This is a genomic window from Pseudomonas sp. LBUM1647 (assembly GCF_059716175.1).
The window spans coordinates 391,515-417,905 of the sequence record NZ_CP166809.1; the positions used below are offsets into that span (position 1 = coordinate 391,515).

Sequence of the window (26,391 nt, forward strand, 5' to 3'; positions counted from 1 at the left end):
GTACACCCGTAGGAGCTGCCGAAGGCTGCGATCTTTTCGTTTGACGCGGTTTTAAACCTTGAACCGCCCCACCAGCATCTGCAGATGCGTCCCCAGCCGTGCCAGCTCAACGCTGGACGCCGCGGTCTCTTCACTGGCTGCCGAGGTCTGCTCGGACACGTCGCGCACGTTCAGCACGCTACGGTTGATCTCTTCGGCCACCGCACTTTGCTGTTCGGCCGCGGCGGCGATCTGCTGGTTCATCGACTGAATCGCCGACACGGTGCGGGTAATGCTTTCCAGCGAGCCACCGGCGCGGCGGGTCAGTTCGACGCTGCTGTCGGTCAGGCTGCGGCTGTTGTCCATGATGGTCGCCACTTGCTGGGTGCCGGTTTGCAGGCCGACGATCAGCTCTTCGATTTCTTCGGTGGACTTCTGGGTACGCTGGGCCAGGCTGCGGACTTCGTCGGCGACCACCGCAAAACCACGTCCGGCCTCACCGGCGCGGGCGGCCTCGATGGCGGCGTTGAGGGCCAGCAGGTTGGTTTGCTGGGCCACGGATTTGATCACGTCGAGCACGCTGCCGATCTTGTCGCTTTCGCGTTTGAGATGACCCATGGCTTCGGTGGAGTTGCCGACTTCTTTGGCCAGGCGCTCGATCTGGGCGATGGCTTCACTGACCACTTTGTCACCTTCGCGGGCCTGCTGATCGGCGGCGACGGCGGCTTCGGACGCTTCTTCGGCGTTACGCGCGACTTCCTGCACGGTGGCGGTCATTTCGTTCATGGCGGTGGCCACCTGGTCGGTCTCGACCTTCTGGCTGTTGACCCCGGCGCTGGTCTGCTCGGTGACTGCCGACAGCTCTTCGGCGGCACTGGCGATTTGCGTGACGCCGTCACTGATGCCACCAATCAACTCGCGCAGGCCCAGGGTCATGCTTTGCATGGCGCGCTGTAGCTGGCCGAGTTCATCCTGACGCTCAGAGATAAGGTTTTGGGTCAGGTCGCCGGCAGCAACACGCTCCGCCACCTTGAGGGTCTGGCTCAGGGGAATCACGATCTGGCGAGTGATGGCCCACGCGGCAAGCATGCCGAAGGCGAGCGCCAGGACGGCGGCCAGCAGCAGCAGGTTTTTGGCGTGCGCGGCATCGGTGTCTCGGACGATGGTTTGCGACACGGTGAGTTTTTTGCTGACGTCGAGCAGGATGTCGCCTTGTGCGGCCATGCGTTTGAGCGCGGCAGCGCTGGCAACCTGAGAGTCACGGAACTGGCTGACGGCGGCGCGATAGGCCTTGAGCGAGTCAGTGGCCTGCTGCAGGTTGGCGATGTGCTGTTCCGGCAGTTTGGAGGGTAGGCTTTCGAGGTTTTTCAACGCGTTGTCGATGGCGTCGAGAGCAGGTTGCTCTGCTTCGGTTTTGCCACTGTAGGTGTAACCGCGAACCTGGAAGCGCGCTTGCTGGATCAGTTTGCTCAGGTCGATCACGCTGTTGAAATCGGCGACGCTGTCACCTTGCAGCATGGATTTTTCGACTTCGGCGACACGGACCACGGCGTTGTCGGCGGTGGCGCCGAGTTTGCTGCGGGCGTCTTCGCGGTGGGCGCCGGCCTGGGTCATGGCGGTGAAGGCTTGTTTGTACTCACTGACGGCGGCCAGTTGCTGGTCGATCATGGCCACGTCGGCCGGTTGTTCGATCAGCGTGCGCGCGGTTTTCAGGCCGGTATCGAGTTGGCCGAGCAGGTCGTTGACCGCGCCGGGGCCTTGTTCGCCGCGACGCATTTCGTAATCCAGGCGGGCCAGGCGCAGGTCTTTGGTCAGGTCATTGAGGCTGGCAATAAACCCCAGCTTATCGCCGCGACTCATCACACCGCTAAGGCCGGTCCAGCCGGTGAAGGTGATCAACAAGGTAAGCAGCAGCACCAGACCGAAGCCGACACCCAGTTTGCGATTGACGCTGACGTTCCCCAGTTTCTCGGCTAGCCATCGGTACATGCTGCAATTCCCTCGAACCATTTGTTGGTTTTATGGGAGCTGTATCGGCTGGCGAACGGGAATCTGTAGGCGTACACGTTGGTTGGGGCGACGAGTTTTCCTGTGGGAGCGAGCTTGCTCCGGGCGGCGATCCGACGATGGCGGTGGGTCAGTCAACGCATGGGTTAACTGGCAGTCCGCTATCGCGAGCAAGCTCGCTCCCACAGGGATAGTGTCTGGTTTTAGAAGAGGCGAGAGAGCAGCGCAGTGACGGCGGTTTCGACCCGCAGGATGCGGTCGCCGAGCTGCACCGGTTGCAGGCCGGCCTTGCCCAACAGGTCAATTTCGTAAGGAATCCAGCCACCTTCGGGGCCGATGGCCAGGGTTACCGGTTCGTTCAGGCCACGAGGGCAGGGCGGGTAGTTGCCGGGGTGGCCAACGAGGCCGAGGGTGCTTTCGGTGATGGCCGGAAGACGATCTTCGACGAATGGCTTGAAGCGCTTCTCGATAACGACTTCCGGCAGCACGCTGTCCCGGGCCTGTTCGAGGCCGAGGATCAACTGCTCGCGAATCGCCTCGGGCTCCAGGAACGGGGTTTGCCAGAAGCTCTTCTCGACGCGATAGCTGTTCACCAGCACGATTCGTGGCACACCCATGGCCGCCACGGTCTGAAACACCCTACGGAGCATTTTCGGCCGTGGCAGGGCCAACACCAGGGTCAGCGGCAGCTTGGCCGGTGGTGGCTGGTCGAGGGTGACGCGCAGTTCGGCTTCATCGGCGTCCAGGCGCAGCAGTTCGGCCGAGCCCATCAGCCCGCCGATACGCCCGACCCGCAGACTGTCGCCGACAACGGAGCGGTGGACTTCTTGCATGTGCGTCAACCGGCGATCACGCAGGATCGCCCGGTCGGCCGCAATGAAGTCGGCCTCTTCGAGAAGCAGCAGGTTCACGGTTGAGTCGCTGGCGGCTGGTCGTTGTGATCGTCGGCCGGCTGGTCGTCCGGATGCTCGCCGCGCTTGCTGACCAGGCTGCCGAACAGGATGCCGATTTCAAACAGCAGCCACATCGGTACGGCCAACAGCGTCTGCGAGAAGATGTCCGGCGGCGTCAGGATCATGCCGACCACGAAGCAGCCGATGACCACGTACGGGCGGATTTTCTTCAGGTAAGCGACGTTGACCACGCCGATCCATACCAGCAGCACCACGGCCACCGGTATTTCGAACGCCACGCCGAAAGCGAAGAACAGCGTCATGACGAAGTCGAGGTAGCTGCTGATGTCGGTCATCATTTCCACCCCGGCCGGGGTGGCGGCGGCGAAGAATTTGAAGATCAGCGGGAACACCAGGTAATAGGCGAACGCCATGCCGGTATAGAACAGCAGGATGCTGGACACCAGCAGCGGCACCGCAATGCGTTTCTCATGCTTGTACAGGCCTGGAGCGATAAAGCCCCAGATCTGATGCAGGATCACCGGGATCGCCAGGAACAGCGAGACCATCATGGTCAGCTTCAGCGGCGTCAGGAACGGCGACGACACATCGGTGGCGATCATCGTCGCGCCCACGGGCAGGTATTGACGCAGCGGCGTGGAGACGAAGGTGTAGATCTGCTGGGTGAAGGCAAACAACCCGGCGAAGATGATGAAGATCGCCGCTACACAACGCAGCAGACGGGTACGCAACTCGGTGAGGTGCGAAACCAGCGGCATGTGCTGGTCATTTTCGGGGAGATCGCTCATGAGACTCGCGGCGGCAAAGTGGTGTCGTGAGGCGCCGGCGTTGTCGGCGCGGCGGCAGGAGCAACGGGTTCTACGGACGCGACAACCGGCGCCGGTTCAACAGCTTTCACCGTTTCCGTCGGTGCCGCGTCAGGTGCAGCTTCTGCCATCGGAGCATGAATCGTCTGCTCCGCCACAGGTTCAACCGGCTGAACCGGTGTGGCCTCTTGCTGAGTCGGCGTGAAAATCTTCCGCGCCTCCTGCTCAAGCGACAGAATGTGCTCATTGTGCAGCTGCCGACGAATCTCGTCGGCACCGATTTCACGTTCAACTTCCTGTTTGATCGCGTTGAAGCTGCGCTTCAGACGGCCGACCCACAGGCCGGCGGTGCGCGCAGCACCCGGCAGACGCTCGGGGCCCAGCACCAGCAGGGCCACGAGGCCGACGAGCAGCAGTTCAGAGAAGCTGATACCAAACATTAGTCAGTGCTCACACGTCTTTGCGGATCGGCTCTTCGACTTTTTGCGCCTGCACGTCGATGGTGTGCGGCTGGTTCACGGACTGAGTGGTCTGTGGCTGCGCGGGTGGAACCGGTTGGGCCGGTGTCACCGTCGGATCAGTTGGCTTGTCTTCATCGTTCATGGCTTTTTTGAAGCCCTTGATCGATTCGCCGACGTCAGTGCCGAGGTTTTTCAGTTTCTTGGTGCCGAACACCAGCACGACAACAACCAGGATGACGATCCAGTGTTTCCAGTCAAAAATGCCCATGTTGCTGCTCCTCTCTAATAGTTGTTCAGGCGGACGGGCGCGAGGCTTTCTCGGCGTGTCCGGACAGACCGAAACGACGGTCCAGTTCATCGAGTACAGCCTGTGGATGCTGCCCCAGTTGGGCGAGCATGACCATGCTGTGGAACCACAAATCGGCGGTTTCGTAGATCACATCGCTGCAGTCACCGCTGATGGCGGCATCCTTGGCGGCAATGATGGTTTCGACCGACTCTTCGCCGACTTTTTCCAGAATCTTGTTCAAGCCCTTGTGGTACAGGCTGGCGACATACGAGCTGTCGGCGGCGGCGCCTTTGCGCTCTTCCAGCACTTGGGCCAGACGGGTCAGAGTGTCACTCATGGGTGTGTCCTGCGGAATAGATGGCGTGCGGGTCTTTCAGAACCGGGTCGACGGTTTTCCAGTCGCCGTTCTCGAAGACGCGGTAGAAGCAGCTCTGACGGCCGGTATGGCAAGCGATGTCGCCGATCTGCTCGACCATCAGGATGATCACGTCGGCGTCACAGTCCAGGCGCATCTCATGCAGGATTTGCACGTGGCCGGACTCTTCGCCCTTGCGCCACAGCTTGCCACGGGAACGTGACCAGTAAATGGCGCGGTTCTCGGCAGCGGTCAGTTCCAGCGCTTCACGGTTCATCCAGGCCATCATCAGGACGCGCCCGGTCTTGTGATCCTGGGCAATCGCCGGCACAAGGCCATCGGCGTCCCACTTGATCTCGTCCAGCCAGTTTTTCATCTTCGACTCCGACAGCGGGTTCCACACTTCATGAGTAGAACCCAAGCGTTGAAACAGTGTGCCAGCGTGCGGGGGCGCTGGCTATCGGCGAACGACCAGATACAAACCAACCGCCACCATGATGCCGGCCGGCCAATGACCCAGTTCGTTCAACGGCCCACCGGCAGCGAGTATGGTGCCGCCGGCCAGGTGCGCACAGCCGAGCAGCCGCAGGAGCCAATCGTCCTTGCGGCGGTGCCACGGTGGCGGCGGGTCGTAGGCGTGGGGCTGGGACATGCGTTCGAGCAGGTCGCGGGCCATGTTGGCCAGGTGCGGCAGCTGTTCGAACTGGCTCTGCACATTGCCGATCAAGGCTTTGGGGCTGACGCGCTCGCGCATCCAGCGTTCGAGGAACGGCTGGGCGGTGTTCCACAAATCGAGGTCCGGGTACAACTGACGACCCAGGCCTTCGATGTTCAACAGGGTTTTTTGCAGCAATACGAGCTGTGGCTGCACTTCCATGTTGAAGCGTCGGGCGGTCTGGAACAGGCGCATCAGCACCTGGCCGAAGGAAATATCTTTTAACGGTTTTTCGAAGATCGGCTCGCACACAGTGCGGATCGCCGCCTCGAATTCGTTGAGTTTGGTTTCCGCCGGCACCCAGCCTGAATCGATGTGCAGCTGCGCGACACGACGGTAATCACGCTTGAAGAACGCAAACAGGTTGCGCGCCAGGTAGTCCTGGTCTTCCGGGGTCAGGCTGCCGACGATGCCGCAGTCGATCGCAATGTACTGCGGGCTCCACGGGTTCACGGTGCTGACGAAGATGTTGCCGGGGTGCATGTCGGCGTGGAAGAAGCTATCGCGAAACACCTGGGTGAAGAAAATCTCGACGCCGCGCTCAGCGAGCATTTTCATATCGGTGCGCTGGTCAGCCAGGGTCGTCAGATCGGTGACCTGAATGCCGTAGATGCGCTCCATCACCAGCACTTTCGGCCGGCACCAGTCCCAATAGACTTGCGGCACGTAGAGCAGCGGCGAGCCGTCGAAGTTACGTCGCAACTGGCTGGCGTTGGCTGCTTCGCGCAGCAGGTCGAGTTCGTCGTAGATGGTTTTTTCGTAGTCCAGGACCACGTCCACCGGGTGCAGCAGACGGGCATCGGCAGAGAGTCTTTCGGCGGCGCGGGCGAGGATGAACAGCCACGCCAGGTCCTGCGCGATGATCGGTTTAAGGCCCGGGCGGATGACCTTGACCACCACTTCTTCACCGGTTTTCAGCTGCGCGGCATGCACCTGCGCCACCGAGGCCGAGGCCAACGGTTCGACGTCGAAGCGGCTGAAGACTTCACTGATTTTTTTGCCGAGCTGTTCTTCGATCAGATTGACCGACACTTGCGAGTCGAACGGCGGCACGCGGTCCTGCAGCTTCATCAGTTCATCGGCAATGTCTTCCGGCAGCAGGTCGCGGCGGGTGGACAGGATTTGCCCGAACTTGATGAAAATCGGTCCCAGGTCCTGCAACGCCAGACGCAATCGCGCGCCGCGGCTCAGGTCCAGCGTCTTGCGCGGGAACCAGCGCCACGGCAAGGCGTAGCGCAGCGCCAGCAGAAACCACGGCAGTGGCAGGGCGAACAACAGGTCATCGAGGCGGTAGCGAATCACAACGCGCTGGATGCGCAACAAACGGCGGACGGCAAGCAGCTTCATGCGTTATCGCTTGGGTCGAGGGATCGGGAAAGGCGCTCGAAGCGCGCCTCGAGACGTTCCAGATCGAGTTTGATCTGGTCCAGTTCACTGAAGCGGGCTTCGGCTTCACGTTGACCGACGAGGGTGCGCGATTCTTCGGCCAGGTACTCGCCAAGATTCTGATTAAGGCTGGCGAACCCTTGCTGATAAAAGCGTGCGCGACTGCGCAGGTGACCGCCGAGCAGTTGCGCGGCGACAGGTCCCAGCCAGCGTGAGAGTTCGTACTCCCAGTCCAGCTCAAGGTCCTGAAGGATCATCGCCAGTTCCAACAGCACGCCGCTGTCGCCGTCGAGTTCGACTTCAGGGGCATGCAGGACCGAAGTCTTGTCCTCGCTCATTGCCAGTTTCAGCAGGCTGGAGGCCGGTGCGCGCAAGGTGCAATCGGCGCCGGTTTCCCAGTGGGAAGCCAGCATCAGGCCTTCGTCGCTGGGCAGGATGAACACTTGCAGCGCCGGACTGCGGCAGTCGACGGCAATCACCTTGCCACTCAAATGCGCCAGCCGCGGCAGCGCTGTGCTGTCGAGACGCAGCACCCGGTTCAGACCGAGTTCAACGCTGGCGAGCAGGCCGGCCAGCAACATCAGGGCTTGATGCCGCGGTGCAGGGCGACGATGCCTGCGGTCATGTTGTGGTAGGTCACGCGGTCGAAACCGGCCTCGACCATCATCGACTTCAGGGTTTCCTGATTCGGGTGCATGCGGATCGATTCGGCCAGGTAGCGATAGCTTTCCGAGTCGTTGGTGATCAGCTTGCCCATCAGTGGCATGAAGGCGAACGAGTAGGCGTCGTAGGCTTTGGACATCAACGCATTGGTCGGCTTGGAGAACTCCAGAACCAGCAAACGGCCGCCCGGTTTCAGCACGCGCAGCATCGAGCGCAGGGCGTCTTCTTTATGGGTCACGTTGCGCAGGCCGAAAGCGATGGTCACGCAGTCGAAATGGTTGTCCGGGAACGGCAGCTTTTCAGCGTCGGCCTGAACGAATTCGACGTTGCCGGCCACACCCAGATCCAGCAGGCGGTCACGACCGACCTTGAGCATGGATTCGTTGATGTCGGCCAACACCACCTGGCCGGTCGGGCCAACGAGGTGCGAGAACTTCTTGGTCAGGTCGCCTGTACCGCCGGCGATGTCCAGCACGCGGTTACCGGTGCGAACACCCGACAGCTCGATCGCGAAACGCTTCCACAGACGGTGCATGCCGCCCGACAGGAGGTCGTTCATCAAGTCATACTTGGCGGCTACGGAGTGGAACACCTCAGCGACTTTTTCCGCTTTCTGGCTTTCCGGAACGTTTTTGAAGCCGAAGTGAGTGGTGGGTTCGGCATCGCTGCCTTTGCGCTGATCAGTCATATCGCTGTCACCAAAAGAGAATGCGGGACATTCTAATCCCGGTGGCCTGCTTTGTCTTGGCAAGGCTGCAGGTAAGATAGGTAACCACCGGGACGTTTTGCCGCAGTAGCGGTCAGGATGCTTCGGGAAAGTATTCATAAAGCAGGAGTCATTCGATGGCCCGTATTAGTGTTGAGCGTGCCCATGGCCTGGGTAAGGAAGCGGCCCGCGAGAAGGCCGACCAGTTGGCGCAGAAACTGTCCGAGCAATATGGCCTGGAGCCGCAATGGTCCGGCGACACCCTGAACCTCAGACGCTCCGGTGTGAAAGGCGCGGTGTATGTGGGCGAGAATTCGATCAAGGTCGATGTCGAACTTGGCCTGTTGATGTCGGCCATGAGCGGCACCATCAAATCGGAAATTGAAAAGGCCCTCGATAAAGCGTTGGCTTGATGCCGAAAAGATCGCAGCCTCGTTTCACTCGACAGCTCCTACAGGTGAGCACCGCCATCCTCTGTAGGAGCTGTCGAGTGAAACGAGGCTGCGATCTTTTCCAAAAGGCACCACCGATTCATGTCAGTTGTTAGGGTGCCGTTTCTAATTATTCTCACTACTTTGTGCCTGAGCCCGACTCTTTCGCGGGCAGTTCCTCAAACCTTCTGCGCGTGAGGTGCACCATGGCCAAAGTTATTTTGAAGAAAAAAATCGACGCTTCGACAACTGCTCTGAGCGACGTTAAATCTTATGCCCGCAAGATCTGGCTGGCAGGCCTGGGTGCCTACACCAAGGTCGGCCAAGAGGGCGGCGAGTACTTTCAAGAGTTGATCAAAGCCGGTCAAGATGTTGAAAAGAAAGGCAAAAAAGTAGTTGCCGAGAAACTTGAAGCGGCGAATGCCGAGATCGATGAAGCCAAGAGTGAAGTAAGCACTTTCAAAGGCAAGGTCGAACTTCAACTCGACAAGGTCGAGAAGGCTTTTGACTCGCGTGTCGCAAGTACCTTGAATCGTATCGGCATTCCGTCTAAACATGACGTTGAGACACTCTCTGCCAAGCTCGATGAGCTGACGGCATTGCTCGAACGCGTCGCGCGTAAATCTTAAGGAGAACGGGATGGCTGGTAAAAAGAACACCGAAAAAGAAGGCAGCTCGTGGATCGGGAAAGTCGAAGACTACTCCCGCAAAATCTGGCTGGCTGGTTTAGGCGTGTACTCGAAGATCGACACTGACGGCAGCAAGCTCTTCGATACATTGGTTAAAGACGGCGAGAAAGCCGAGAAGCTCACCAAGAGCGTTGTGGGCAAAAAAGTCGATGCTGCCAAGGACTCTGCTTCGTCGGCCAAGTCGCGCATCAGCGGCGTGAAAGATCGCGCACTGGGCAAGTGGGATGAGCTGGAAGGGGCTTTCGACAAGCGTCTGAACAGCGCCATTTCGCGCCTGGGTGTACCGAGCCGCAATGAAGTCAAAGCACTGCACAGCAAGGTCGATACCCTGACCAAGCAAATCGAAAGACTCACCGGTGCCAAGGTGGCGCCTGTTGCGGCGAAAACCGCGGCGGCCAAACCTGCAGCGAAGTCCGCTGCCAAACCACTGGCTAAAGCTGCCGCTAAACCGGCTGCCAAACCAGCGGCCAAAACTGCCGCAGCGAAACCTGCAGCAGCCAAGCCAGCGGCCAAAGCAGCAGCAAAACCAGCCGCTAAACCGGCTGCCAAAACTGCAGCGGCCAAACCCGCTACCAAGCCAGCGGCCAAACCTGCCGCAGCGAAGAAACCAGCGGTGAAAAAGCCGGCAGCTCCGAAAGCGGCTGCACCAAAACCAGCAGTGGCTGCCGCCAAACCGGCAACCCCAGCCCCGGTCAGCGCATCGAACTCCGCTACTGCGCCGACCCCTGCTGCAACCCCGACTGTCGCGCCAGCTCCATCGACGCCAACCAGTCAGTCCTGATTTCAGGGCTCAAGAAAACGCCCGGCCTGTGAAGGTCGGGCGTTTTTGTTTGAAGATTGAGTCATCAGTCAAAAGATCGCAGCCTTCGGCAGCTCCTACATTGGATCGCATCACCCTGTAGGAGCTGCCGAAGGCTGCGATCTTTTGATCTTAATGCTCTTCTAAATACTGCATCGCCATCTGCTCGGTCGCGACCTTGATCGGCGGCAGCAGATGCGGCGCCACCAGCATCATGATCTGGTACACCACCAATCTCACCTCACCCTCGCGATCAAGAATCCGCTGATAGTCCAGCGAGAACAGCAGCGTCATGGTGATCTGTTCCACCAGCTGCCCCAACGCCTGGGTGTCGCTGACCAATTGCCCCTGAGCCTTTAATCGTGCGAGCAACGAAGCCAGTGTGCGCTTCAGCGCATTGAGCAGGTTGCGTATGCCCTTGGCCAGTTTTGGCAAGCGCCCGGCGAGGTTCGACAGGTCCTGGAACAGAAACCGGTAATGGGCCAGGCGCTCGACAATCAGGTGTAGGAATAGCCAGTAATCTTCCGGTGCCAGTTCCACATCGGCCGGTGGATCGAGCAGGGGCGCCAGTTCGGCCTGGAAGCGCTCGAACAGTCCGAGAATCAGGGGCTCCTTGCCGTGGAAATGGTAGTAGAGGTTGCCCGGGCTGATGCCCATTTCGTTGGCAACTTCCATGGTGGAGACGTTCGGCTCGCCCTTCTGATTGAACAACTGCAAAGCACATTCGAGAATCCGGTCGCGGGTTTTCATCCAGTCTTCTTAATGGTTCGTTGAACGTCAGCGCACACGCACGTAAGTACCGGGTGCTGCCTCCATCGGTGGATAGTTCTGGTTGCCAAGCGCCATGTGGGTTTCTTTTTGCGCACCTGAACGTTCTTGAATCCAGCCCAGCCACTGAGTCCACCAACTGCCGTCGACTTGCTTGGCGTCGTAATACCAGGCCCGTGGGTCACTGCTCAGCTTCGTGCTTTCGACGAAATTGGCTTTCGGTTTGGAGGGTGGGTTGAGAATGCTCTGCACATGCCCGCTGTTGGACAACACGAAGCGTCGCTCGCCACCCAGCAGCAGGGTCGAGCGATACACCGCATCCCACGGGGTGATGTGGTCATTGATGCCCGCGACGCTGAAGCTGTCGACGTTGACTTTCTGCAAGTCGATCGGCGTGCCGCACACCTCCAGACCTCCCGGATGACTCAGCGGGTTGTGTTTGAAGAAGTCCAGCAAGTCGCCATGCAAGGCTGCCGGCAAACGTGTGTTGTCGTTGTTCCAGTAGAGGATGTCGAACGCCGGAGGCTCTTTGCCCAACAGGTAGTTGTTAACGAAATAGCTCCAGATCAAATCGTTGGGGCGCATCCAGGCAAAGATCTTGGCCATGTCGCGGCCGTCCAGCACGCCTTTCTGATAGGAGCGACGCTTGGCCGCCTCAAGCGTCTGTTCGTCGGTGAAGAGGGTCGCAGGCGAGTCCATCTGACTGTCGAGCAGGCTCACGAGATAGGTCGCGCTGGACACCCGCCGAAGTTGTCGCTTGGCCTGTAAGTGACCTTGCAGGGCGGCAATGGTCAGCCCGCCCGCGCAGGCGCCCATCAGGTTGACCTCGCGAGCACCGGTGATCGCCCGGCACACATTCATCGCTTCTTCCACGGCTTCGACGTACGTCGACAGCCCCCATTCGCGATGACGTACATCCGGATTGCGCCAACTGATCATGAAGGTTTGCAGGCCGTTCTTCAGGGCGAACTGGACGAAGCTGTTATGCGGGCTCAGGTCGAAAATGTAGTACTTGTTGATCTGTGGCGGCACCACCAGCAGCGGTTTGGAATACTGCTTTTCGCTCATGGGCTTGTACTGGATCAACTCCAGCAGCTCATTGCGAAACACCACGGAGCCCGTAGTGGTGGCGACCGTTTTGCCGACCTCGAAAGCTTGCTTGGTGACTTGTCTGGGCAAGCCGTCGTTGTGCAGGAAGTCGTCGACCAGGTGGCTGATACCTCGCACCAGGCTGTTGCCGCCGGAGTTGAAGATCTCCTTGATCGCCAGCGGATTAAGCAGGCTGTTGGACGGTGCCATGGCGTCGTTGAGCAAGGCGAACGCGAAGTGCGCGCGGGCGCGATCGTCCGGGGTCATGTTGCTGTCGTCGATCCAGTGTTTGACCTGCTTCTGCCAGCTCAGGTAGGCCTGCAAACTGCGTCGATAAAAAGGGTTGAGGCTCCACGCCGGATCGGCAAAGCGATTGTCCTGCGGATTGGTGGGGTGCAGGGTTTCGCCCAGCAGTACACGGCCCAGTTGACCGCCCAGCTTCAAGGCGTGTCGGGCGGTGTGCACCGGGTTGCGCAAACCATGGGCGGCAACGCTGCGCAGGGTGGAAAACAGATCCCGACCACGCAGGCCGGTAATCGCACTCTGTGCGTTGATGAACGCGGCGGGAGTGGGCAAAAATTCCCTCGCTGGTTTTTCGCGCATGAATCAACACTCCTTCGTCTTCAGGCCAAATACAGATACACCGAACCAGAACACCATAGACGCTGTTGCGGATTGTTGCGCGGCGCTGCGTCTTCCCGACCCCTTTTTGTTCACAAAAGCCAGGGCCAATTAGCCGCCCAATGGCGCCGGATGCGGATGCATCACGGCACGCTGACGTTCTTCCTCGAGAAACTTCATGATGATCGGTGCCACTGCTTCGGCCCGGGTAATCAAAAACAGGTGCCCGTCATCGATGATGTGCAACTGGGCGTTGGGAATCCGCCAGGCCAGTAACCGCATGTTGACCAACGGGATCAGTGGATCGTCGTCGCCGGCCAGCACCAGGGTCGGCTGGTTGATCTTGTGCAGCCAGTGAATGCTGGTCCAGCCGAGGCCGGCGAACAGCTGCCAGTAGTAACCGAGTTTGCCCGCCGAGCGGACCTTCGCCGCATGGCTGGCGGCGAGGGTTGGATCGCGACGGAACGCACCGCCATAGATCATCGGTGCAATGCGAATCACATGAGACGGCTGGATATAACGTCGTGGGCTGGCCATCATCCACAGCACTTTCGGCTTGCCCGGCACCATCACCATGCCGGCCGCCGTAGCCGCCAGAACGAGTTTCTTGCAGCGCTCGGGATAGTCGTAAGCGAACTGCTGGGCGAGGGCGCCCCCCCAGGAAACGCCGATTACATTGACTTGCCCGTAGTCGAGATAGTCGAGCATCCGCGCCGTGAGTTTCGCCAGGCCCGGAAAGCGATACGGTCGCCTTGGCGTCGACGAACCGCCGACACCAGGGACGTCGAAGGCGATGACTTCCAGGTCCGGGTCCAACGCCGCGACGAACGGAAACACCAGCTCCAGGTTGGCGCCGATACCGTTGAAAATCAGCAAGGGCGTCAAGTGAGGCTTGCCGGGGCGTACCGCCGTGCGGAGGGTCTGGCCATCCAGGTCGACGGTACGAAATATGAACGGTTGCGGCATGCTTCAGGCCCTGTGGGTCACTGTCTTTAATTCATCCCAATCCCTTGTGGGAGCGAGCTTGTGTGGCGAGGGGATTTATCCCCGTTGGGTGGCGAAGCCGCCCCAAAACCTGCAGCCTCGGTGTATCAGTTACACCGAGTGCATTGGTTTTACGACTGCTTCGCAGTCGAACGGGGCGGTGCGACGTGTCGCTAAATCCCCTCACCACACAAGCTCGCTCCCACACAGGGGCGCGAGGTGTGTCAGTTATCGCTCATGCACATAAGTGCCCGGCGCAGCTTCGCCCGCCGGATAAGCCTTGTTGCCCAAACTGCCCGGAGACTTCTTCAGCTTGCCCGAACGCTCGGCTTGCCATGCCTGCCAGTGCAGCCACCAGGAGTCGGTGTGCTTGGTGGAGTTTTCTTGCCACTCCTCAGCCTTGACCGGCATCTCGGTGCTGGTCATGTAGCGCGATTTCGGATTGCCCGGCGGGTTCAGAATGCTTTGGATATGCCCGCTGCTGGACAGCACGAATTCAACCTTGCCACCGAACAGTTGCGCCGACTTGTAGCAGGACTTCCACGGGGTGATGTGGTCGTTGGTGCCGGCCAGGGAGTAGATGTCGGCAGTGACCTGCTTCAGATCGATCGATGTGCCGCACACTTCCAGTGCATCAGGTCGGATCAGTGGGTTGGTTTTGAACATCTCGATCAGGTCGCCGTGGAACGCTGCGGGCAACCTTGTGGTGTCGTTGTTCCAGAACAGGATGTCGAAAACCGGCGGCTCGTTGCCCAGCAGGTAGTTGTTGACCCAGTAGTTCCAGATCAGGTCGTTGGGGCGCATCCAGGCGAAAATTTTCGCCATGTCACGGCCTTCCAGCACGCCGGCCTGATAGGAGTGGCGCTTGGCGGATTCGAGGGTCTGTTCGTCGACGAACAGTGCCACGTCGCTTTCCAGGGTGGTGTCCAGCACGCTGACCAGCAGTGTCAGGGCGTTGACCTTCTTCTCGCCGATCGCTGCGTAGTGGCCCAGCAAGGCGGTGCAGGTGATGCCGCCGGAGCAGGCGCCGAGCATGTTGATGTCTTTGCTGCCGGTGATCGCGGTGACCACGTCGACCGCTTCCTTGAGCGCTTCGATGTAGGTCGACAGGCCCCACTCGCGCTGCTCCTTGGTCGGATTGCGCCAACTGACGATGAACGTCTGTACGTGATTGCGCAGGCAGAACCGCGCCAGACTCTTGTCCGGGCTCAGGTCAAATACATAGAACTTGTTGATCTGCGGCGGCACCACCAGCAATGGGCGTTCGTGCACCTGCTCGGTGGTCGGCCGGTAGTGGATCAGCTCCAGCACGTCATTGCGAAACACCACCGCGCCTTCGGTGACGCCCAGGCTCTTGCCAACCTCGAACGCGCCCATGTTGACCTGGCTCGGCATGCCGCCGTTGTGCACCAGATCCTTGGCCAGATGGGAGAGGCCGTCGAGCAGGCTTTTGCCGCCGGTTTCGAAGAAGCGTTTGACCGCCGCCGGGTTGGCCGCACTGTTGGTGGGGGCCATGGCTTCGGTCATGAGGTTGATCACGAAATGCCCGCGTGCGACATCCTTGGGCGAAAGGTTGCTGTCACCGATCCAGTCGTGGAGTTCCTTGCGCCACGCCAGGTAAGTTTGCAAATAACGTTTGTAGAGCGGGTTCTGGCTCCAGGCCGGATCGGCGAAGCGACGGTCATCGCTTGTCGGTAGAAGCTCGGATTTACCGAACAACACGTTCTTCAGTTCAAGACCAAAATGGGCGACATGCCTGGCGCTGTGAATCGGTTGTTTGATGGCCTGTCTGAGCACCATGCGAGCAGAAGCCAGTAGATCCTTACCACGCAGCCCAACGACAGGATTCAGCCCCAAGGTGTTTTCCGAGGCCTGATACTTCAAGTCATCGTTATTCTTGTTACTCATCTACGACGCTCCATTGTCCTGAGACGAGTACCTGAGTCCAGCTGTGCATTCCCACAGCAAATGCCAGGTACTACTGCTCGGGTGACCGTTAATTCTGCATCGCTGCTTTTTATCGCAGAGAGCACTGCAGGGACCTTGCCAGCTCCATTGGTTACCCGAGTTTAATTTTTTTCGCAAGCAGGCCAATCGTCGACCCGGAAGCGGAGCATTCAAACAGATGGAATTAGAAAATGCCCTCTAAAGAGCGAGAGGCCCGACCTAGAGCATCAGCTTGACGATGGATTCGTTCGGATCGCGGGTTTTTCCGGCGGCTTTGAGTTCGGCAAGATAATCGTTCCAGAGATCCTCTTGGCGCACTCCTAGCTGGTACAGATATTCCCAGGTGAAGAGGCCGCTGTCGTGGCCGTCGTCGAAGGTCAATTTCAGTGCGTACTGACCGGCCGGTTCGACCTTGCTCAGGCCCACGCCGATCTTGCCAAATTGCAGGATAGGTTTGCCGTGGCCCTGGACCTCGGCGGAAGGAGAGTGCACGCGCAGGAACTCGGCGGGCAGATGATGTTCCTCACCGGACGCGTATTTCAGCGACAGGGTTTTCGAGGCTTTGTGCAGTTTGATGTCGGTGGGGAGTTGGGTCATGACAGGTCATCCGTCTTGGTGGAGCACCCTGTAGGAGCTGCCGCAGGCTGCGATCTTTTGATCTTGTTTTTTCAAGGAAAAATCAAAAGATCGCAGCCTGCGGCAGCTCCTACAGGGGAACAGGTGACCTACAGGATATAACGGGACAGGTCTTCGTTCTGCGCCAATTCGCCCAAGTGGCTGTTGACGTAATCGGCGTCGATCAAGATCGCCTTGTCGTCGTGGGCGCTGGCCAGATCACCGGCGCTGAACGACACCTCTTCAAGCAGACGCTCAAGCAGCGTGTGCAGGCGACGGGCACCGATGTTCTCGGTCTTCTCGTTGACCTGCCAGGCGATCTCGGCAATGCGCTTGATACCGTCCGGCTGGAACTCGATCACCAGACCTTCGGTTTTCAGCAGGGCGCAATATTGCTCGGTGAGCGACGCGTGCGGCTCGCTGAGAATGCGTTCGAAATCTTCAGGCGTCAGCGCCTTGAGTTCGACACGAATCGGCAGGCGACCTTGCAGCTCAGGCACAAGATCGCTCGGCTTGCTCAGGTGGAACGCACCGGACGCGATGAACAGGATGTGGTCGGTCTTGACCATGCCCAGTTTGGTGTTGACGGTGCAGCCTTCGATCAGCGGCAGCAGGTCGCGCTGTACGCCTTCGCGGGGCACGTCGACGCCACCGGTGTTGCCGCGCTTGGCGACCTTGTCGATTTCGTCGATGAACACGATGCCGTGCTGCTCGACCGCTTCCAGCGCCTTGGCCTTCAACTCTTCTTCGTTGACCAGGCGACCGGCTTCTTCGTCACGCACCAGTTTCAGCGCTTCCTTGACCTTGATCTTGCGGCTCTTGCGTTTGCCCTTGCCCATGTTGGCGAACAGGCTCTGCAACTGGTTGGTCATCTCTTCCATGCCCGGTGGCGCGGAGATATCGACACCGGCCATTTCGGCGACTTCGATTTCAATCTCCTTGTCATCCAGCTGACCTTCGCGCAGGCGCTTGCGGAATAGCTGACGGGTGTTGGAGTCGGCCGATGGGGCGTCTTCGTTGCTGAAGCCCATGCGTGCCGGTGGCAGCAGGGCGTCGAGGATGCGCTCTTCGGCGGCGTCTTCGGCGCGGTGGCGAACCTTGGTCATTTCCTGTTCGCGCAGCAGCTTGATCGCCGCGTCGGCCAGGTCACGAATGATCGACTCGACGTCGCGGCCGACATAGCCGACTTCGGTGAACTTGGTCGCTTCGACCTTGATGAACGGCGCGTTGGCCAGTTTGGCCAGGCGACGGGCGATCTCGGTTTTACCGACACCGGTCGGACCGATCATCAGGATGTTCTTCGGGGTGACTTCAACGCGCAGCTCTTCGGGCAGCTGCATCCGGCGCCAGCGGTTACGCAGCGCGATGGCGACGGCGCGCTTGGCATCGTCCTGGCCGATGATATGGCGATTGAGTTCGTGGACGATTTCACGGGGAGTCATGGACATAGTAATTGGCGGTCCTCAGGTAAAAGTGAGCCGTGGCGTGGTGGCCAAAACAGGCTTACTCAGCGAGGTCCTGCTCCTCAATGGTGAAGGTGTGGTTGGTGAATACACAGATGTCGCCGGCGATGCCGAGGGCGGTTTCGACGATTTCCCGGGCCGACAGATCGGTTTTCTTCAGCAGCGCGCTGGCGGCGGCCTGGGCGTAGCCGCCACCGGAACCCATGGCGATCAGGCCTTCTTCAGGTTCGACGACATCGCCGTTGCCGGTGATGATCAGAGAGGCGTCTTTGTTCGCGACCGCGAGCATGGCCTCGAGGCGGCTGAGGGAGCGGTCAGTGCGCCATTCTTTGGCGAGTTCGACAGCGGCGCGAACCAGGTGACCTTGATGTTTCTCAAGCTGGCCTTCGAAACGCTCGAAGAGGGTGAAGGCGTCAGCGGTGGCCCCGGCAAAACCGGCGATCACCTGGCCGTGGTACAGGCGGCGAACTTTCTTCGCGTTGCCTTTCATCACGGTATTGCCGAGAGAAACCTGGCCGTCGCCGCCCATGACGACTTTGCCGTGGCGGCGAACTGAAACGATGGTGGTCAAGGGAGAGTCTCCACGCAGCGGGGCGAAAATGCCTTATGCCAACTCATATGGGGGTGGTGGAGCGTATTTCAACGGTGGGGGACGAATGGTGTGCGATGACTGTGGCGAGGGGATTTATCCCCGTTCGGCTGCGGAGCAGTCGCAAAACGAGTGCACGTGGTGTGTTTGATACGCCACAGGTGGGGGTTTGGGGGCCGCTTCGCGACCCAACGGGGATGAATCCCCTCACCACAGAGATTAATCCCTCATCATAGGGTTTGTGGGCGACCTCAGATTAAGGTGCCCACAAATAAGGATCAGCGGCTTTGGCGTTGTTGTAACAACAGGTTGCTGAATCCGCTGCCGGCCAGTTGTTTCTGGGCCGTGGTCAGTTGCTCACGGTTGCTGAACGGTCCGACCAATACCCGATACCAGGTTTCGTCCTTCACGGTGCCGGACTCAACTGCCACAGCCTGACCGAGCAGGATGATCTGCGCCCGAACCTTGTCCGCGTCAGCCTCCTTGCGGAACGAACCGGCCTGCAGGAAGAACTTGGTCACTGGCGCCGCTTTGGACACCGGTGGCGCTGGCGGCGGGGTAATCCCGGCCAGTGCGGCTTGAGCCCGCGCGGTATCGATCTTCGCCGCTTGCTCTGGCGTAACCGGCGTCGTCGGAATGGCCGGCACTTGTGGCGTCGGCAGGGTTTTCTCCGGCACGGCATCCGGCGGCACGATGACTTCCGATTCCGGCAGCAACGTGTAGAAGTCGTACTTCGGCTTCACCGGTTGCGTCGGGCTCGGCGGGGTCTTGTTGGCCTCGGCGATCTTGGCCTTCTGCTGCTCGATCTTCTCGCGCTTGACGCTCTCGCTGCCCTTGCCCGGTTCCAGTTTCATCAGGAACACAATAAACGCGCCGACCGTCAGGCCGATGGCCATCCACAGCCAACCCGGGATCGGTTGCTTTGCAGGAGCTTGGTAACGGCTGGCGCCACGCTTGGGTGCTGGTTTTTTCTTGGCAGCCAACTTACATACGCTCCAGAGTTTCCAGACCCAAGAGTTCCAGGCCTTGCTTGAGAGTGCGGCCGGTCAGCGCGGCGAGGCGCAGACGGCTCTGCATTTGCGCCGGGGTGTCGGCGCTGAGAATCGGGCAGTTCTCGTAGAAACTGGAGAACAGGCCGGCGACATCGTACAGGTAGGTGCACAGGATGTGCGGCGTGCCTTTGTCGGAAACGTTGTTCAGCACTTCGCCGAATTGCGCGAGTTTCGCCGCCAATTCGTGTTCGTGCGGTGCTTCGAGGACGATCTGGCCTTCGACTTCGCTGAAGTCCTTGCCGAGTTTGCGGAACACGCCGGCCACGCGGGTGTAGGCGTACAGCAGGTACGGCGCAGTGTTGCCTTCGAAGTTCAGCATCAGGTCGAAGTTGAAGCTGTAGTCGCTGGTGCGGTGCTTGGACAGGTCGGCGTATTTCACCGCGCCAATGCCCACGACCTTGGCGATGTTGCGCAATTCGTCTTCGGCCAACTCCGGGTTCTTGTCCTTCACCAGGGTGTAGGCACGTTCCTGGGCTTCGGTCAGCAGGTCGATCAGCTTCACGGTGCCGCCGTCACGGGTCTTGAACGGACGGCCATCGGCGCCGTTCATGGTGCCGAAGCCCATGTGTTCCATTTCCATCGGGTGCGTCACGAAGCCGGCCAGGCGCGCGACCTGGAATACTTGCTGGAAGTGCAAGGCCTGACGCTGGTCGACGAAGTACAGCGCGCGATCAGCCTTCAACTTGCCGCTACGGTAACGCACGGCCGCCAGGTCGGTGGTGGCGTAGAGGTAACCGCCGTCAGCCTTGACGATGATCACCGGCAGCGGGTCGCCGTCGGCGTTCTTGAACTCGTCGAGGAACACGCACTGGGCACCGTTGCTTTCAACCAGCAGGCCGGCGGCCTTGAGGTCGTTGACCACGTTGATCAGGTCGTCGTTGTAGGCGCTTTCGCCCATCACGTCGGCCATGGTCAGTTTGACGTTCAGTTGTTCGTAGATAGCCTGGCAGTGGGACAGCGAGATATCGCGGAAGCGCGACCACAACGCCAGGCATTCGGCGTCGCCGGCTTGCAGCTTGACCACCAGTCCACGGGCGCGATCTGCGAACTCTTCGGATTCGTCGAAGCGTTGTTTGGCCGCACGGTAGAAGTTTTCCAGGTCCGACAGCTCGTCGCTGGTGATCGGGTTTTCCTGCAGATACGCCATCAGCATGCCGAACTGGGTGCCCCAGTCGCCGACGTGGTTCTGACGGATCACTTCGTCGCCGAGGAATTCCAGTACGCGCGCCACGCCGTCACCGATGATGGTCGAGCGCAAGTGGCCGACGTGCATCTCTTTGGCCAGGTTCGGTGCCGACAGATCAACCACGGTGCGCTGCACCGGGCCGGCCTTGCGCACGCCGATGTGGGCGTCAGCCAGGGCGGCGTCCAGGCGAGTGGCCAGGGCCTGGGTGTTCTGGAAGAAGTTCAGGAAGCCAGGGCCGGCGATTTCGGTCTTGGTGACGTTTTCGTCAGCCGGCAGCGCGGCGATGATTTTCTCTGCCAGGTCACGCGGCTTCATGCCGGCCGGTTTCGCCAGCATCATCGCGATGTTGCTGGCGAAGTCGCCGTGAGTCTTGTCGCGGGAGTTTTCCACCTGGATCGCCGGCGACAGGCCTTCAGGCAACACACCTTCGTTGACGAGTTGGGTGATGGCTTGTTGGATCAGCTGGCGAATGGTGTCTTTCATGGTGTTCTCTTTCGACCGCAAGCGCGGCGGCGCCTGGATGCGCTAGTGGAAAAACTGGGCATTATCCGTTGCGAAGACGGGCTTGCCAACTATAGCGGGCAGGTTATGGATATGTGGTGACAAAAGCGGCAAAGATCGCAGGGTAGGAGCTGCCGAAGGCTGCGATCTTTTGATCTTGATCTTTTAATACAAATCGACCGGGTCCACATCCAGCGACCAGCGCACCGCCCGCCCACTCGGCATCTGCTCCAACACCAGCAGCCAGCTGCTTAAGAGTCGATGCAGCGGCGCCCGGGCCGTCGCTTGCAGCAACAACTGCGCACGATATCGCCCGGCCCGGCGTTCCATCGGCGCCGGTACCGGCCCGAGCAGTTCAATCCCGGTCAGGTTCTGTTCGGCCAGCAAGCGCTCGGCCTCGCTGCACGCCTCATCAAGAAAACCTTCAGCTTGCCCCGGTTTGTGCGCTTCGGCCCGCAGCAGCGCCAAGTGCGCAAAGGGCGGTAGACCCGCCGAGCGACGTTCGCTCAACGCCTGTTCGGCAAAGGCGAAATAGCCCTGTTCAGTCAATTGCACCAGCAGCGGATGATCGGCCAGGTGCGTCTGGATGATCACTTTGCCCGGCTCTTCGGCCCGCCCGGCACGGCCTGCAACCTGAACGATCAGCTGCGCCATGCGCTCGCTGGCGCGGAAGTCGCCGGAGAACAGCCCGCCATCGGCATCGAGAATCGACACCAGCGTCACCCGTGGAAAGTGGTGCCCTTTGGCGAGCATTTGCGTGCCGACCAGAATGCACGGATGGCCTTTCTGGATGGTTGCGAACAGCTGATTCATCGCATCTTTGCGCGAAGTGCTATCGCGGTCGACCCGTAGCACCGGGACGTCCGGGAATAGAATCCCCAGCCGTTCCTCGGCGCGCTCGGTGCCGGCGCCGACTGGTCGCAAATCGACCTTGCCGCACTTCGGGCAATGCCGAGGGACGAGTTCGACGTAGCCGCAATGATGGCAGCGCAGTTCGCCGGAGCGCTGGTGCACGGTCATGCGGGCATCGCAGCGCTGACACTCGGACATCCAGCCGCAGTCGTGACACAGCAAGGTCGGGGCAAAACCGCGACGGTTGAGGAACACCAAAACTTGTTGCCCAGCGGCCAGCGTCTGACCGATGGCTTGCTGCATCGGCCCGGAAATGCCGCTGTCCAGTGGACGACTTTTCACGTCCAGGCGCAGGAACCGCGGCTGTTTGGCGCCACCGGCGCGCTCGTTCAGGCGTAAGAGTCCGTATCGACCGGTGTAGGCGTTGTGCAGACTTTCCAGCGAAGGCGTGGCGGAGCCGAGGACAATCGGGATGTTTTCCTGGCGTGCGCGCACCAATGCCAGGTCGCGGGCGTGATAGCGCAGGCCTTCCTGCTGTTTATAGGAACCGTCGTGCTCTTCATCGATGATGATCAGGCCGGGGTTCTTCATCGGCGTGAACAGCGCCGAACGGGTGCCGATAATAATGTCGGCGTCACCGTCGCGGGCGGCGAGCCAGGCTTCGAGGCGCTCGCGGTCGTTGACCGCCGAGTGGATCAGCGCGATACGTGCATTGAAGCGCTGCTCGAAGCGCGCCAGGGTCTGCGGGCCGAGGTTGATCTCCGGGATCAGCACCAGCGCTTGTTTGCCAGCCTCGAGCGTTTCGCGGATCAGCTGCAAATAGACTTCAGTCTTGCCGCTGCCGGTGACGCCGGCCAGCAGGAACGCGTGATAACTGTCGAAGCCTGCGCGAATCGCCTCATAGGCCGCGCGCTGCTCCGGGTTGAGCGGCAGTTCCGGCTGCGCCAGCCAGTGTTCGTGGCGGGCGTCGGGGGCGTGCTTGCGGATTTCGACTTGCACCAGGTCCTTGGCCAGCAGCAAATCCAGGCTGTCCTTGCTCAGCATCAGTTTGCTCAACAACTGATGGGCGACGCCGTGGGGATGTTGGGCCAGGGTCGCCAGGGCCTCCCGTTGACGCGGGGCGCGAGCGATGCGTGGGTCATCAAGGCTGGCGCCGGGCGCGGCGGACCAGAAGCGTTCCTGCCGTGCTTCGGCCAGTTCGCCCTGACGCAGCAACACCGGCAGCGCCCAGCTCAAGGTGTCGCCAAGGCTGTGCTGATAATACTGAGAGGTCCACAGGCACAGTTTGAACAGCGCTGGCGGCAGGGGCGGCGTGGCATCGAGCAGGGCCAGGGCCGGTTTGAGTTTTTCTACCGGCACTTCGCTGTGATCGGTCACCTCCACCAGGATCCCGATCATCTCCCGTCGGCCGAACGGCACCCGCAGGCGCATGCCCGGCTGCAACTGGGCACGCAGGATCCCGGCCGGGGCACGGTAATCGAACAGGCGGCGCAGAGGCGAAGGCAGGGCGAGGCGCAAAATGGCGTCGGGCACGCGGGGGATTCTCGATAAGCAGCTAATAACAGCAGGGTCTTACAAGACCTGAGGGAGCTAACTGTGGCGAGGGGATAAATCCCCTCGCCACAGTTAGCTCCCTCAGGGACGGTATTAGGGCCGGGAGCCTAGCAGACGGTCGGTGTAAGGGACAGCTTGCGTGATTGCAAAGGTCTGGTAGAATCCGCGGCCTAATTATGTGCGGTATTCAACAATAGTGTTGAGTGGCGGCACACTAGCCTGAGGAATACACCATGAAAGCCGATATCCATCCAGCGTACGAAACCATCGAAGTAACTTGCAGCTGCGGCAACAAGTTCGAAACTCGTTCGAACCTGTGCAAGCCACTGGGTACTGACGTATGCAACGAGTGCCACCCGTTCTACACCGGTAAGCAGAAGACTCTGGATACTGGCGGCCGTGTACAGCGCTTCGCAGACCGTTTCGGTGCTTTCGGCAAGAAAGCTCCTGCTGCTGCAGAGTAAGGTTACAAAGCCCCATGGGCTTTACCTTGCTGATGAAAAAGGCGTCCCTCGTGGGCGCCTTTTTTGTGTCTGCGATTTGGCTTTCCGGTGCCCAGGCCTTCTGCCCGGCGCCGAGCGGGCTGACACCCGTTGTGGTGCAGCGGGTGGTGGATGGTGACACGCTGCGCCTGAGCGATGGCCGCAGCGTGCGCATGATCGGTTTGAATACGCCGGAGCTGGGCAAGAAAGGTCGCTCCGACGAGCCGTTCGCGGTGGCGGCACGCCAACGCCTGGAAGCACTGGTGAATGCCAGCGACGGACGGGTTGGTTTACTGCCCGGCAAAGAGAGCAAAGATCATTACGGTCGCACCTTGGCCCATGTCTACAGCGCCGATGGCGCCAACCTTGAAGCGCAGATGCTCGCTGAAGGACTCGGTTTCCAGGTAGCGGTCGCGCCGAATGTCGATCTGGTCGACTGCCAGCAAGCGGCGGAACACAGCGCCCGTCAGGCCGGACTCGGGTTGTGGCGTCAATCCCCTGTACTGAAAGCGGAGCAGATCAGCACGTCCGGTTTCGCTGTGCTCAGCGGTCGTGTGAGCAAGGTTCAGCGCAATCGCGGCGGGGTTTGGATCGAGTTGCAGGATTCGGTTGTACTGCGCGTTGCACCCAATTTGCTGGGGCAGTTCGATGTGGCGAATCTCGAGCGGCTGAAGGGCAGGCAGATCGAGGCCCGTGGCTGGGTGCTGGACCGTTCGCGGCGCGGCGGACTGAAAGAAGGACAGGCACGCTGGCTTCTGCCATTGACCGACCCGACGATGCTTCAGATGGCGCAGTGATAAAAAATTGTAGACATTTTTTATGCTGATTGTGAACAGTCTATCCCTTATGTTCCGCGGCTCTTGGTCCAAAGTCGTAGGGCCGGGCGCTTGACAGGGGTGACTGGTCAGTCTTGTGGGGACTTTGCGACACGAGTATCCTCGGCGGTCCGTCTGTCCAACAGTAAAAAGCGGAATGCCCACATGTCTGATTTGAAAACTGCCGCTCTCGAATATCACGCCCATCCTCGTCCAGGGAAGCTGAGTGTCGAGCTCACCAAGGCCACCGCTACCGCCCGCGACCTGTCGCTGGCCTACAGCCCCGGCGTAGCCGAACCAGTACGCGAAATCGCCCGCGACCCTGAACTCGCCTACAAGTACACCGGCAAGGGCAATCTGGTTGCAGTCATTTCCGATGGCACCGCAATTCTCGGCCTGGGTAACCTCGGCCCATTGGCTTCCAAGCCAGTCATGGAAGGTAAAGGCGTGCTGTTCAAGCGCTTCGCCGGCATCGACGTTTTCGACATCGAAGTCGACTCCGAAAGCCCGCAAGCCTTCATCGACACCGTCAAGCGCATCTCCATCACCTTTGGTGGCATCAACCTGGAAGACATCAAGGCACCTGAGTGCTTTGAGATCGAACGCGCTCTGATCGAGCAGTGCGACATTCCGGTATTCCACGATGACCAGCACGGCACCGCGATCGTTACTGCGGCCGGCATGATCAACGCCCTGGAAATCGCTGGCAAAACCCTGGCCGACGCCAAGATCGTCTGCCTGGGCGCCGGTGCTGCCGCCATCTCCTGCATGAAATTGCTGGTGAGCATGGGTGCCAACATCGAAAACATCTTCATGGTTGACCGTACCGGCGTGATCCACTCCGGCCGTGACGACCTGAACCAGTACAAGGCTGTTTTCGCTCACGCGACTGAAAAACGCACGCTGGCCGACGCCCTGAAAGGCGCGGACGTGTTCGTTGGCCTGTCCGGTCCGAACCTGCTGAGCGCTGAAGGCCTGAAATCCATGGCGGCCACCCCGATCGTGTTCGCGTGCTCCAACCCCGATCCAGAAATCGCCCCGGAACTGGCTCACGCCACCCGTGACGACGTGATCATGGCCACTGGCCGTTCGGACTACCCGAACCAGGTCAACAACGTGCTGGGCTTCCCGTTCATCTTCCGCGGTGCCCTGGACGTTCGCGCCAAACGCATCAACGAAGAAATGAAAGTGGCTGCTGCCAACGCCCTGCGTGAACTGGCCAAGCTGCCGGTTCCTCAGGAAGTGTGCGACGCCTACGGCGGCATTAAACTGGAGTTCGGTCGTGAGTACATCATTCCGAAACCAATGGATGCCCGTCTGATCACCGTGATCTCCGATGCTGTGGCCAAGGCTGCGATCGAGACCGGCGTAGCGACCCTGCCGTATCCGAAGAACTACCCGCTGAAAAGCGTGGATGACGTGTTCAACGGCTAAGTCGTTGTAGCGCTTCAACAGAAAGCCCCGGCTCTTGCGAGTCGGGGCTTTTTTATGTCTGAGGGTTTTGCGGCGGTTGTGATGGCCTCATCGCGAGCAGGCTCGCTCCCACAGGGGTACGCATTCCAATGTGGGAGCGAGCTTGCTCCGGGCGGCGATCCGACGATGGCGGCCTGACAGGCGCCACAATAAAAAGCCCCGCTCTTCTTTCGAAGGCGGGGCTTTTTGCAGCTTCAGGC

26 protein-coding genes and 1 pseudogene are annotated in these 26,391 nt (G+C 60.1%); 6 read left to right on the forward strand and 21 right to left on the reverse strand.

The window, feature by feature from the left end:
* Positions 1-51: 51 nt before the first annotated feature.
* The 11 genes and pseudogenes from ACA059_RS01775 to ubiE form a co-directional block, all read right to left on the reverse strand.
* On the reverse strand, positions 52-924 hold the full coding sequence (locus tag ACA059_RS01775) for a methyl-accepting chemotaxis protein (RefSeq protein ID WP_497634615.1): 873 nt from the start codon (positions 922-924) through the stop codon (positions 52-54).
* A pseudogene (locus ACA059_RS01780) lies at positions 910-1,989 on the reverse strand (methyl-accepting chemotaxis protein); the annotation flags it as partial. The gene ACA059_RS01775 and the pseudogene ACA059_RS01780, both read right to left, overlap by 15 nt.
* Positions 1,990-2,189: 200 nt before the next feature.
* Positions 2,190-2,897: a 16S rRNA (uracil(1498)-N(3))-methyltransferase gene (locus tag ACA059_RS01785; RefSeq protein ID WP_497632477.1), complete on the reverse strand. Its 708-nt coding sequence runs from the start codon at positions 2,895-2,897 to the stop codon at positions 2,190-2,192.
* The gene (gene tatC / locus ACA059_RS01790; protein WP_169372009.1) at positions 2,894-3,688 is read right to left on the reverse strand and encodes a twin-arginine translocase subunit TatC; all 795 of its coding nucleotides are present in this window, start codon (positions 3,686-3,688) and stop codon (positions 2,894-2,896) included. Before tatC ends, ACA059_RS01785 begins: the two co-directional genes overlap by 4 nt.
* Positions 3,685-4,146 carry a Sec-independent protein translocase protein TatB gene (tatB, locus tag ACA059_RS01795; protein WP_497632478.1) on the reverse strand — a complete coding sequence of 154 codons (462 nt, stop codon included), beginning with the start codon at positions 4,144-4,146 and terminating at the stop codon, positions 3,685-3,687. Before tatB ends, tatC begins: the two co-directional genes overlap by 4 nt.
* A 10-nt stretch (positions 4,147-4,156) precedes the next feature.
* Positions 4,157-4,435 carry a twin-arginine translocase TatA/TatE family subunit gene (locus tag ACA059_RS01800; RefSeq protein WP_497632479.1) on the reverse strand — a complete coding sequence of 93 codons (279 nt, stop codon included), beginning with the start codon at positions 4,433-4,435 and terminating at the stop codon, positions 4,157-4,159.
* A 25-nt stretch (positions 4,436-4,460) separates the two neighbouring features.
* The gene (locus ACA059_RS01805; RefSeq protein WP_007899279.1) at positions 4,461-4,793 is read right to left on the reverse strand and encodes a phosphoribosyl-ATP diphosphatase; all 333 of its coding nucleotides are present in this window, start codon (positions 4,791-4,793) and stop codon (positions 4,461-4,463) included.
* Complete coding sequence (gene hisI, locus ACA059_RS01810; protein ID WP_125925768.1) at positions 4,786-5,187, reverse strand: phosphoribosyl-AMP cyclohydrolase; 402 nt, start codon at positions 5,185-5,187, stop codon at positions 4,786-4,788. The genes ACA059_RS01805 and hisI overlap by 8 nt, the downstream gene beginning before the upstream one ends.
* 81 nt (positions 5,188-5,268) lie before the next feature.
* Complete coding sequence (ubiB, locus tag ACA059_RS01815) at positions 5,269-6,873, reverse strand: ubiquinone biosynthesis regulatory protein kinase UbiB (protein ID WP_497632480.1); 1,605 nt, start codon at positions 6,871-6,873, stop codon at positions 5,269-5,271.
* Positions 6,870-7,493, reverse strand: a complete 624-nt coding sequence (locus ACA059_RS01820; protein ID WP_497632481.1) for a ubiquinone biosynthesis accessory factor UbiJ — start codon at positions 7,491-7,493, stop codon at positions 6,870-6,872. Before ACA059_RS01820 ends, ubiB begins: the two co-directional genes overlap by 4 nt.
* Positions 7,493-8,263: a bifunctional demethylmenaquinone methyltransferase/2-methoxy-6-polyprenyl-1,4-benzoquinol methylase UbiE gene (gene ubiE / locus ACA059_RS01825; protein WP_007948968.1), complete on the reverse strand. Its 771-nt coding sequence runs from the start codon at positions 8,261-8,263 to the stop codon at positions 7,493-7,495. Before ubiE ends, ACA059_RS01820 begins: the two co-directional genes overlap by 1 nt.
* Before the next feature lie 155 nt (positions 8,264-8,418).
* On the opposite strand from ubiE, the gene ACA059_RS01830 reads away from it, so the two are divergent.
* The 3 genes from ACA059_RS01830 (at position 8,419) to ACA059_RS01840 (ending at position 10,182) form a co-directional block, all read left to right on the forward strand.
* Positions 8,419-8,694, forward strand: coding sequence for a polyhydroxyalkanoic acid system family protein (locus ACA059_RS01830; protein ID WP_497632482.1), 276 nt, complete (start codon positions 8,419-8,421; stop codon positions 8,692-8,694).
* Between the two features lie 224 nt (positions 8,695-8,918).
* A complete protein-coding gene (locus ACA059_RS01835) occupies positions 8,919-9,341 on the forward strand; it encodes a phasin family protein (RefSeq protein WP_282481085.1) in 423 nt (140 codons plus the stop codon).
* A 10-nt stretch (positions 9,342-9,351) separates the two neighbouring features.
* The gene (locus ACA059_RS01840; RefSeq protein ID WP_497632483.1) at positions 9,352-10,182 is read left to right on the forward strand and encodes a phasin family protein; all 831 of its coding nucleotides are present in this window, start codon (positions 9,352-9,354) and stop codon (positions 10,180-10,182) included.
* A 150-nt stretch (positions 10,183-10,332) separates the two neighbouring features.
* On the opposite strand, the gene ACA059_RS01845 is transcribed toward ACA059_RS01840, so the two are convergent.
* The 10 genes from ACA059_RS01845 to ACA059_RS01890 all read right to left on the reverse strand — a co-directional run bounded on the left by ACA059_RS01845 (position 10,333) and on the right by ACA059_RS01890 (position 23,400).
* Positions 10,333-10,950 carry a TetR/AcrR family transcriptional regulator gene (locus tag ACA059_RS01845; protein ID WP_497632484.1) on the reverse strand — a complete coding sequence of 206 codons (618 nt, stop codon included), beginning with the start codon at positions 10,948-10,950 and terminating at the stop codon, positions 10,333-10,335.
* A gap of 27 nt (positions 10,951-10,977) precedes the next feature.
* Positions 10,978-12,660, reverse strand: coding sequence for a class II poly(R)-hydroxyalkanoic acid synthase (gene phaC / locus ACA059_RS01850; protein ID WP_497632486.1), 1,683 nt, complete (start codon positions 12,658-12,660; stop codon positions 10,978-10,980).
* Positions 12,661-12,789: 129 nt separating this feature from the next.
* Positions 12,790-13,644, reverse strand: a complete 855-nt coding sequence (phaZ, locus tag ACA059_RS01855; RefSeq protein ID WP_497632487.1) for a poly(3-hydroxyalkanoate) depolymerase — start codon at positions 13,642-13,644, stop codon at positions 12,790-12,792.
* Between the two features lie 246 nt (positions 13,645-13,890).
* Complete coding sequence (gene phaC, locus ACA059_RS01860; protein WP_497632488.1) at positions 13,891-15,570, reverse strand: class II poly(R)-hydroxyalkanoic acid synthase; 1,680 nt, start codon at positions 15,568-15,570, stop codon at positions 13,891-13,893.
* Positions 15,571-15,828: 258 nt separating this feature from the next.
* Positions 15,829-16,206: a gamma-butyrobetaine hydroxylase family protein gene (locus tag ACA059_RS01865; protein ID WP_497632489.1), complete on the reverse strand. Its 378-nt coding sequence runs from the start codon at positions 16,204-16,206 to the stop codon at positions 15,829-15,831.
* Positions 16,207-16,334: 128 nt separating this feature from the next.
* On the reverse strand, positions 16,335-17,672 hold the full coding sequence (gene hslU / locus ACA059_RS01870) for an ATP-dependent protease ATPase subunit HslU (protein ID WP_497632490.1): 1,338 nt from the start codon (positions 17,670-17,672) through the stop codon (positions 16,335-16,337).
* Between the two features lie 55 nt (positions 17,673-17,727).
* Positions 17,728-18,258: an ATP-dependent protease subunit HslV gene (gene hslV, locus ACA059_RS01875; protein ID WP_007899242.1), complete on the reverse strand. Its 531-nt coding sequence runs from the start codon at positions 18,256-18,258 to the stop codon at positions 17,728-17,730.
* Between the two features lie 296 nt (positions 18,259-18,554).
* Positions 18,555-19,259 (reverse strand): SPOR domain-containing protein, encoded by a 705-nt coding sequence (locus tag ACA059_RS01880; protein ID WP_283189689.1) that lies wholly within the window; start codon positions 19,257-19,259, stop codon positions 18,555-18,557.
* 1 nt (position 19,260) lies between these two features.
* On the reverse strand, positions 19,261-20,997 hold the full coding sequence (gene argS, locus ACA059_RS01885) for an arginine--tRNA ligase (protein WP_497632491.1): 1,737 nt from the start codon (positions 20,995-20,997) through the stop codon (positions 19,261-19,263).
* Between the two features lie 183 nt (positions 20,998-21,180).
* Positions 21,181-23,400: a primosomal protein N' gene (locus ACA059_RS01890; protein WP_497632492.1), complete on the reverse strand. Its 2,220-nt coding sequence runs from the start codon at positions 23,398-23,400 to the stop codon at positions 21,181-21,183.
* Between the two features lie 254 nt (positions 23,401-23,654).
* Here ACA059_RS01890 and rpmE point away from each other — a divergent pair, with 254 nt between their 5' ends.
* From rpmE to ACA059_RS01905, 3 genes are all read left to right on the forward strand, one after another.
* Positions 23,655-23,885, forward strand: coding sequence for a 50S ribosomal protein L31 (rpmE, locus tag ACA059_RS01895; protein WP_008080648.1), 231 nt, complete (start codon positions 23,655-23,657; stop codon positions 23,883-23,885).
* Between the two features lie 14 nt (positions 23,886-23,899).
* A complete protein-coding gene (locus ACA059_RS01900) occupies positions 23,900-24,700 on the forward strand; it encodes a thermonuclease family protein (RefSeq protein WP_497632493.1) in 801 nt (266 codons plus the stop codon).
* Between the two features lie 183 nt (positions 24,701-24,883).
* Complete coding sequence (locus tag ACA059_RS01905) at positions 24,884-26,152, forward strand: malic enzyme-like NAD(P)-binding protein (RefSeq protein ID WP_123366945.1); 1,269 nt, start codon at positions 24,884-24,886, stop codon at positions 26,150-26,152.
* Positions 26,153-26,391 lie beyond the last annotated feature (239 nt).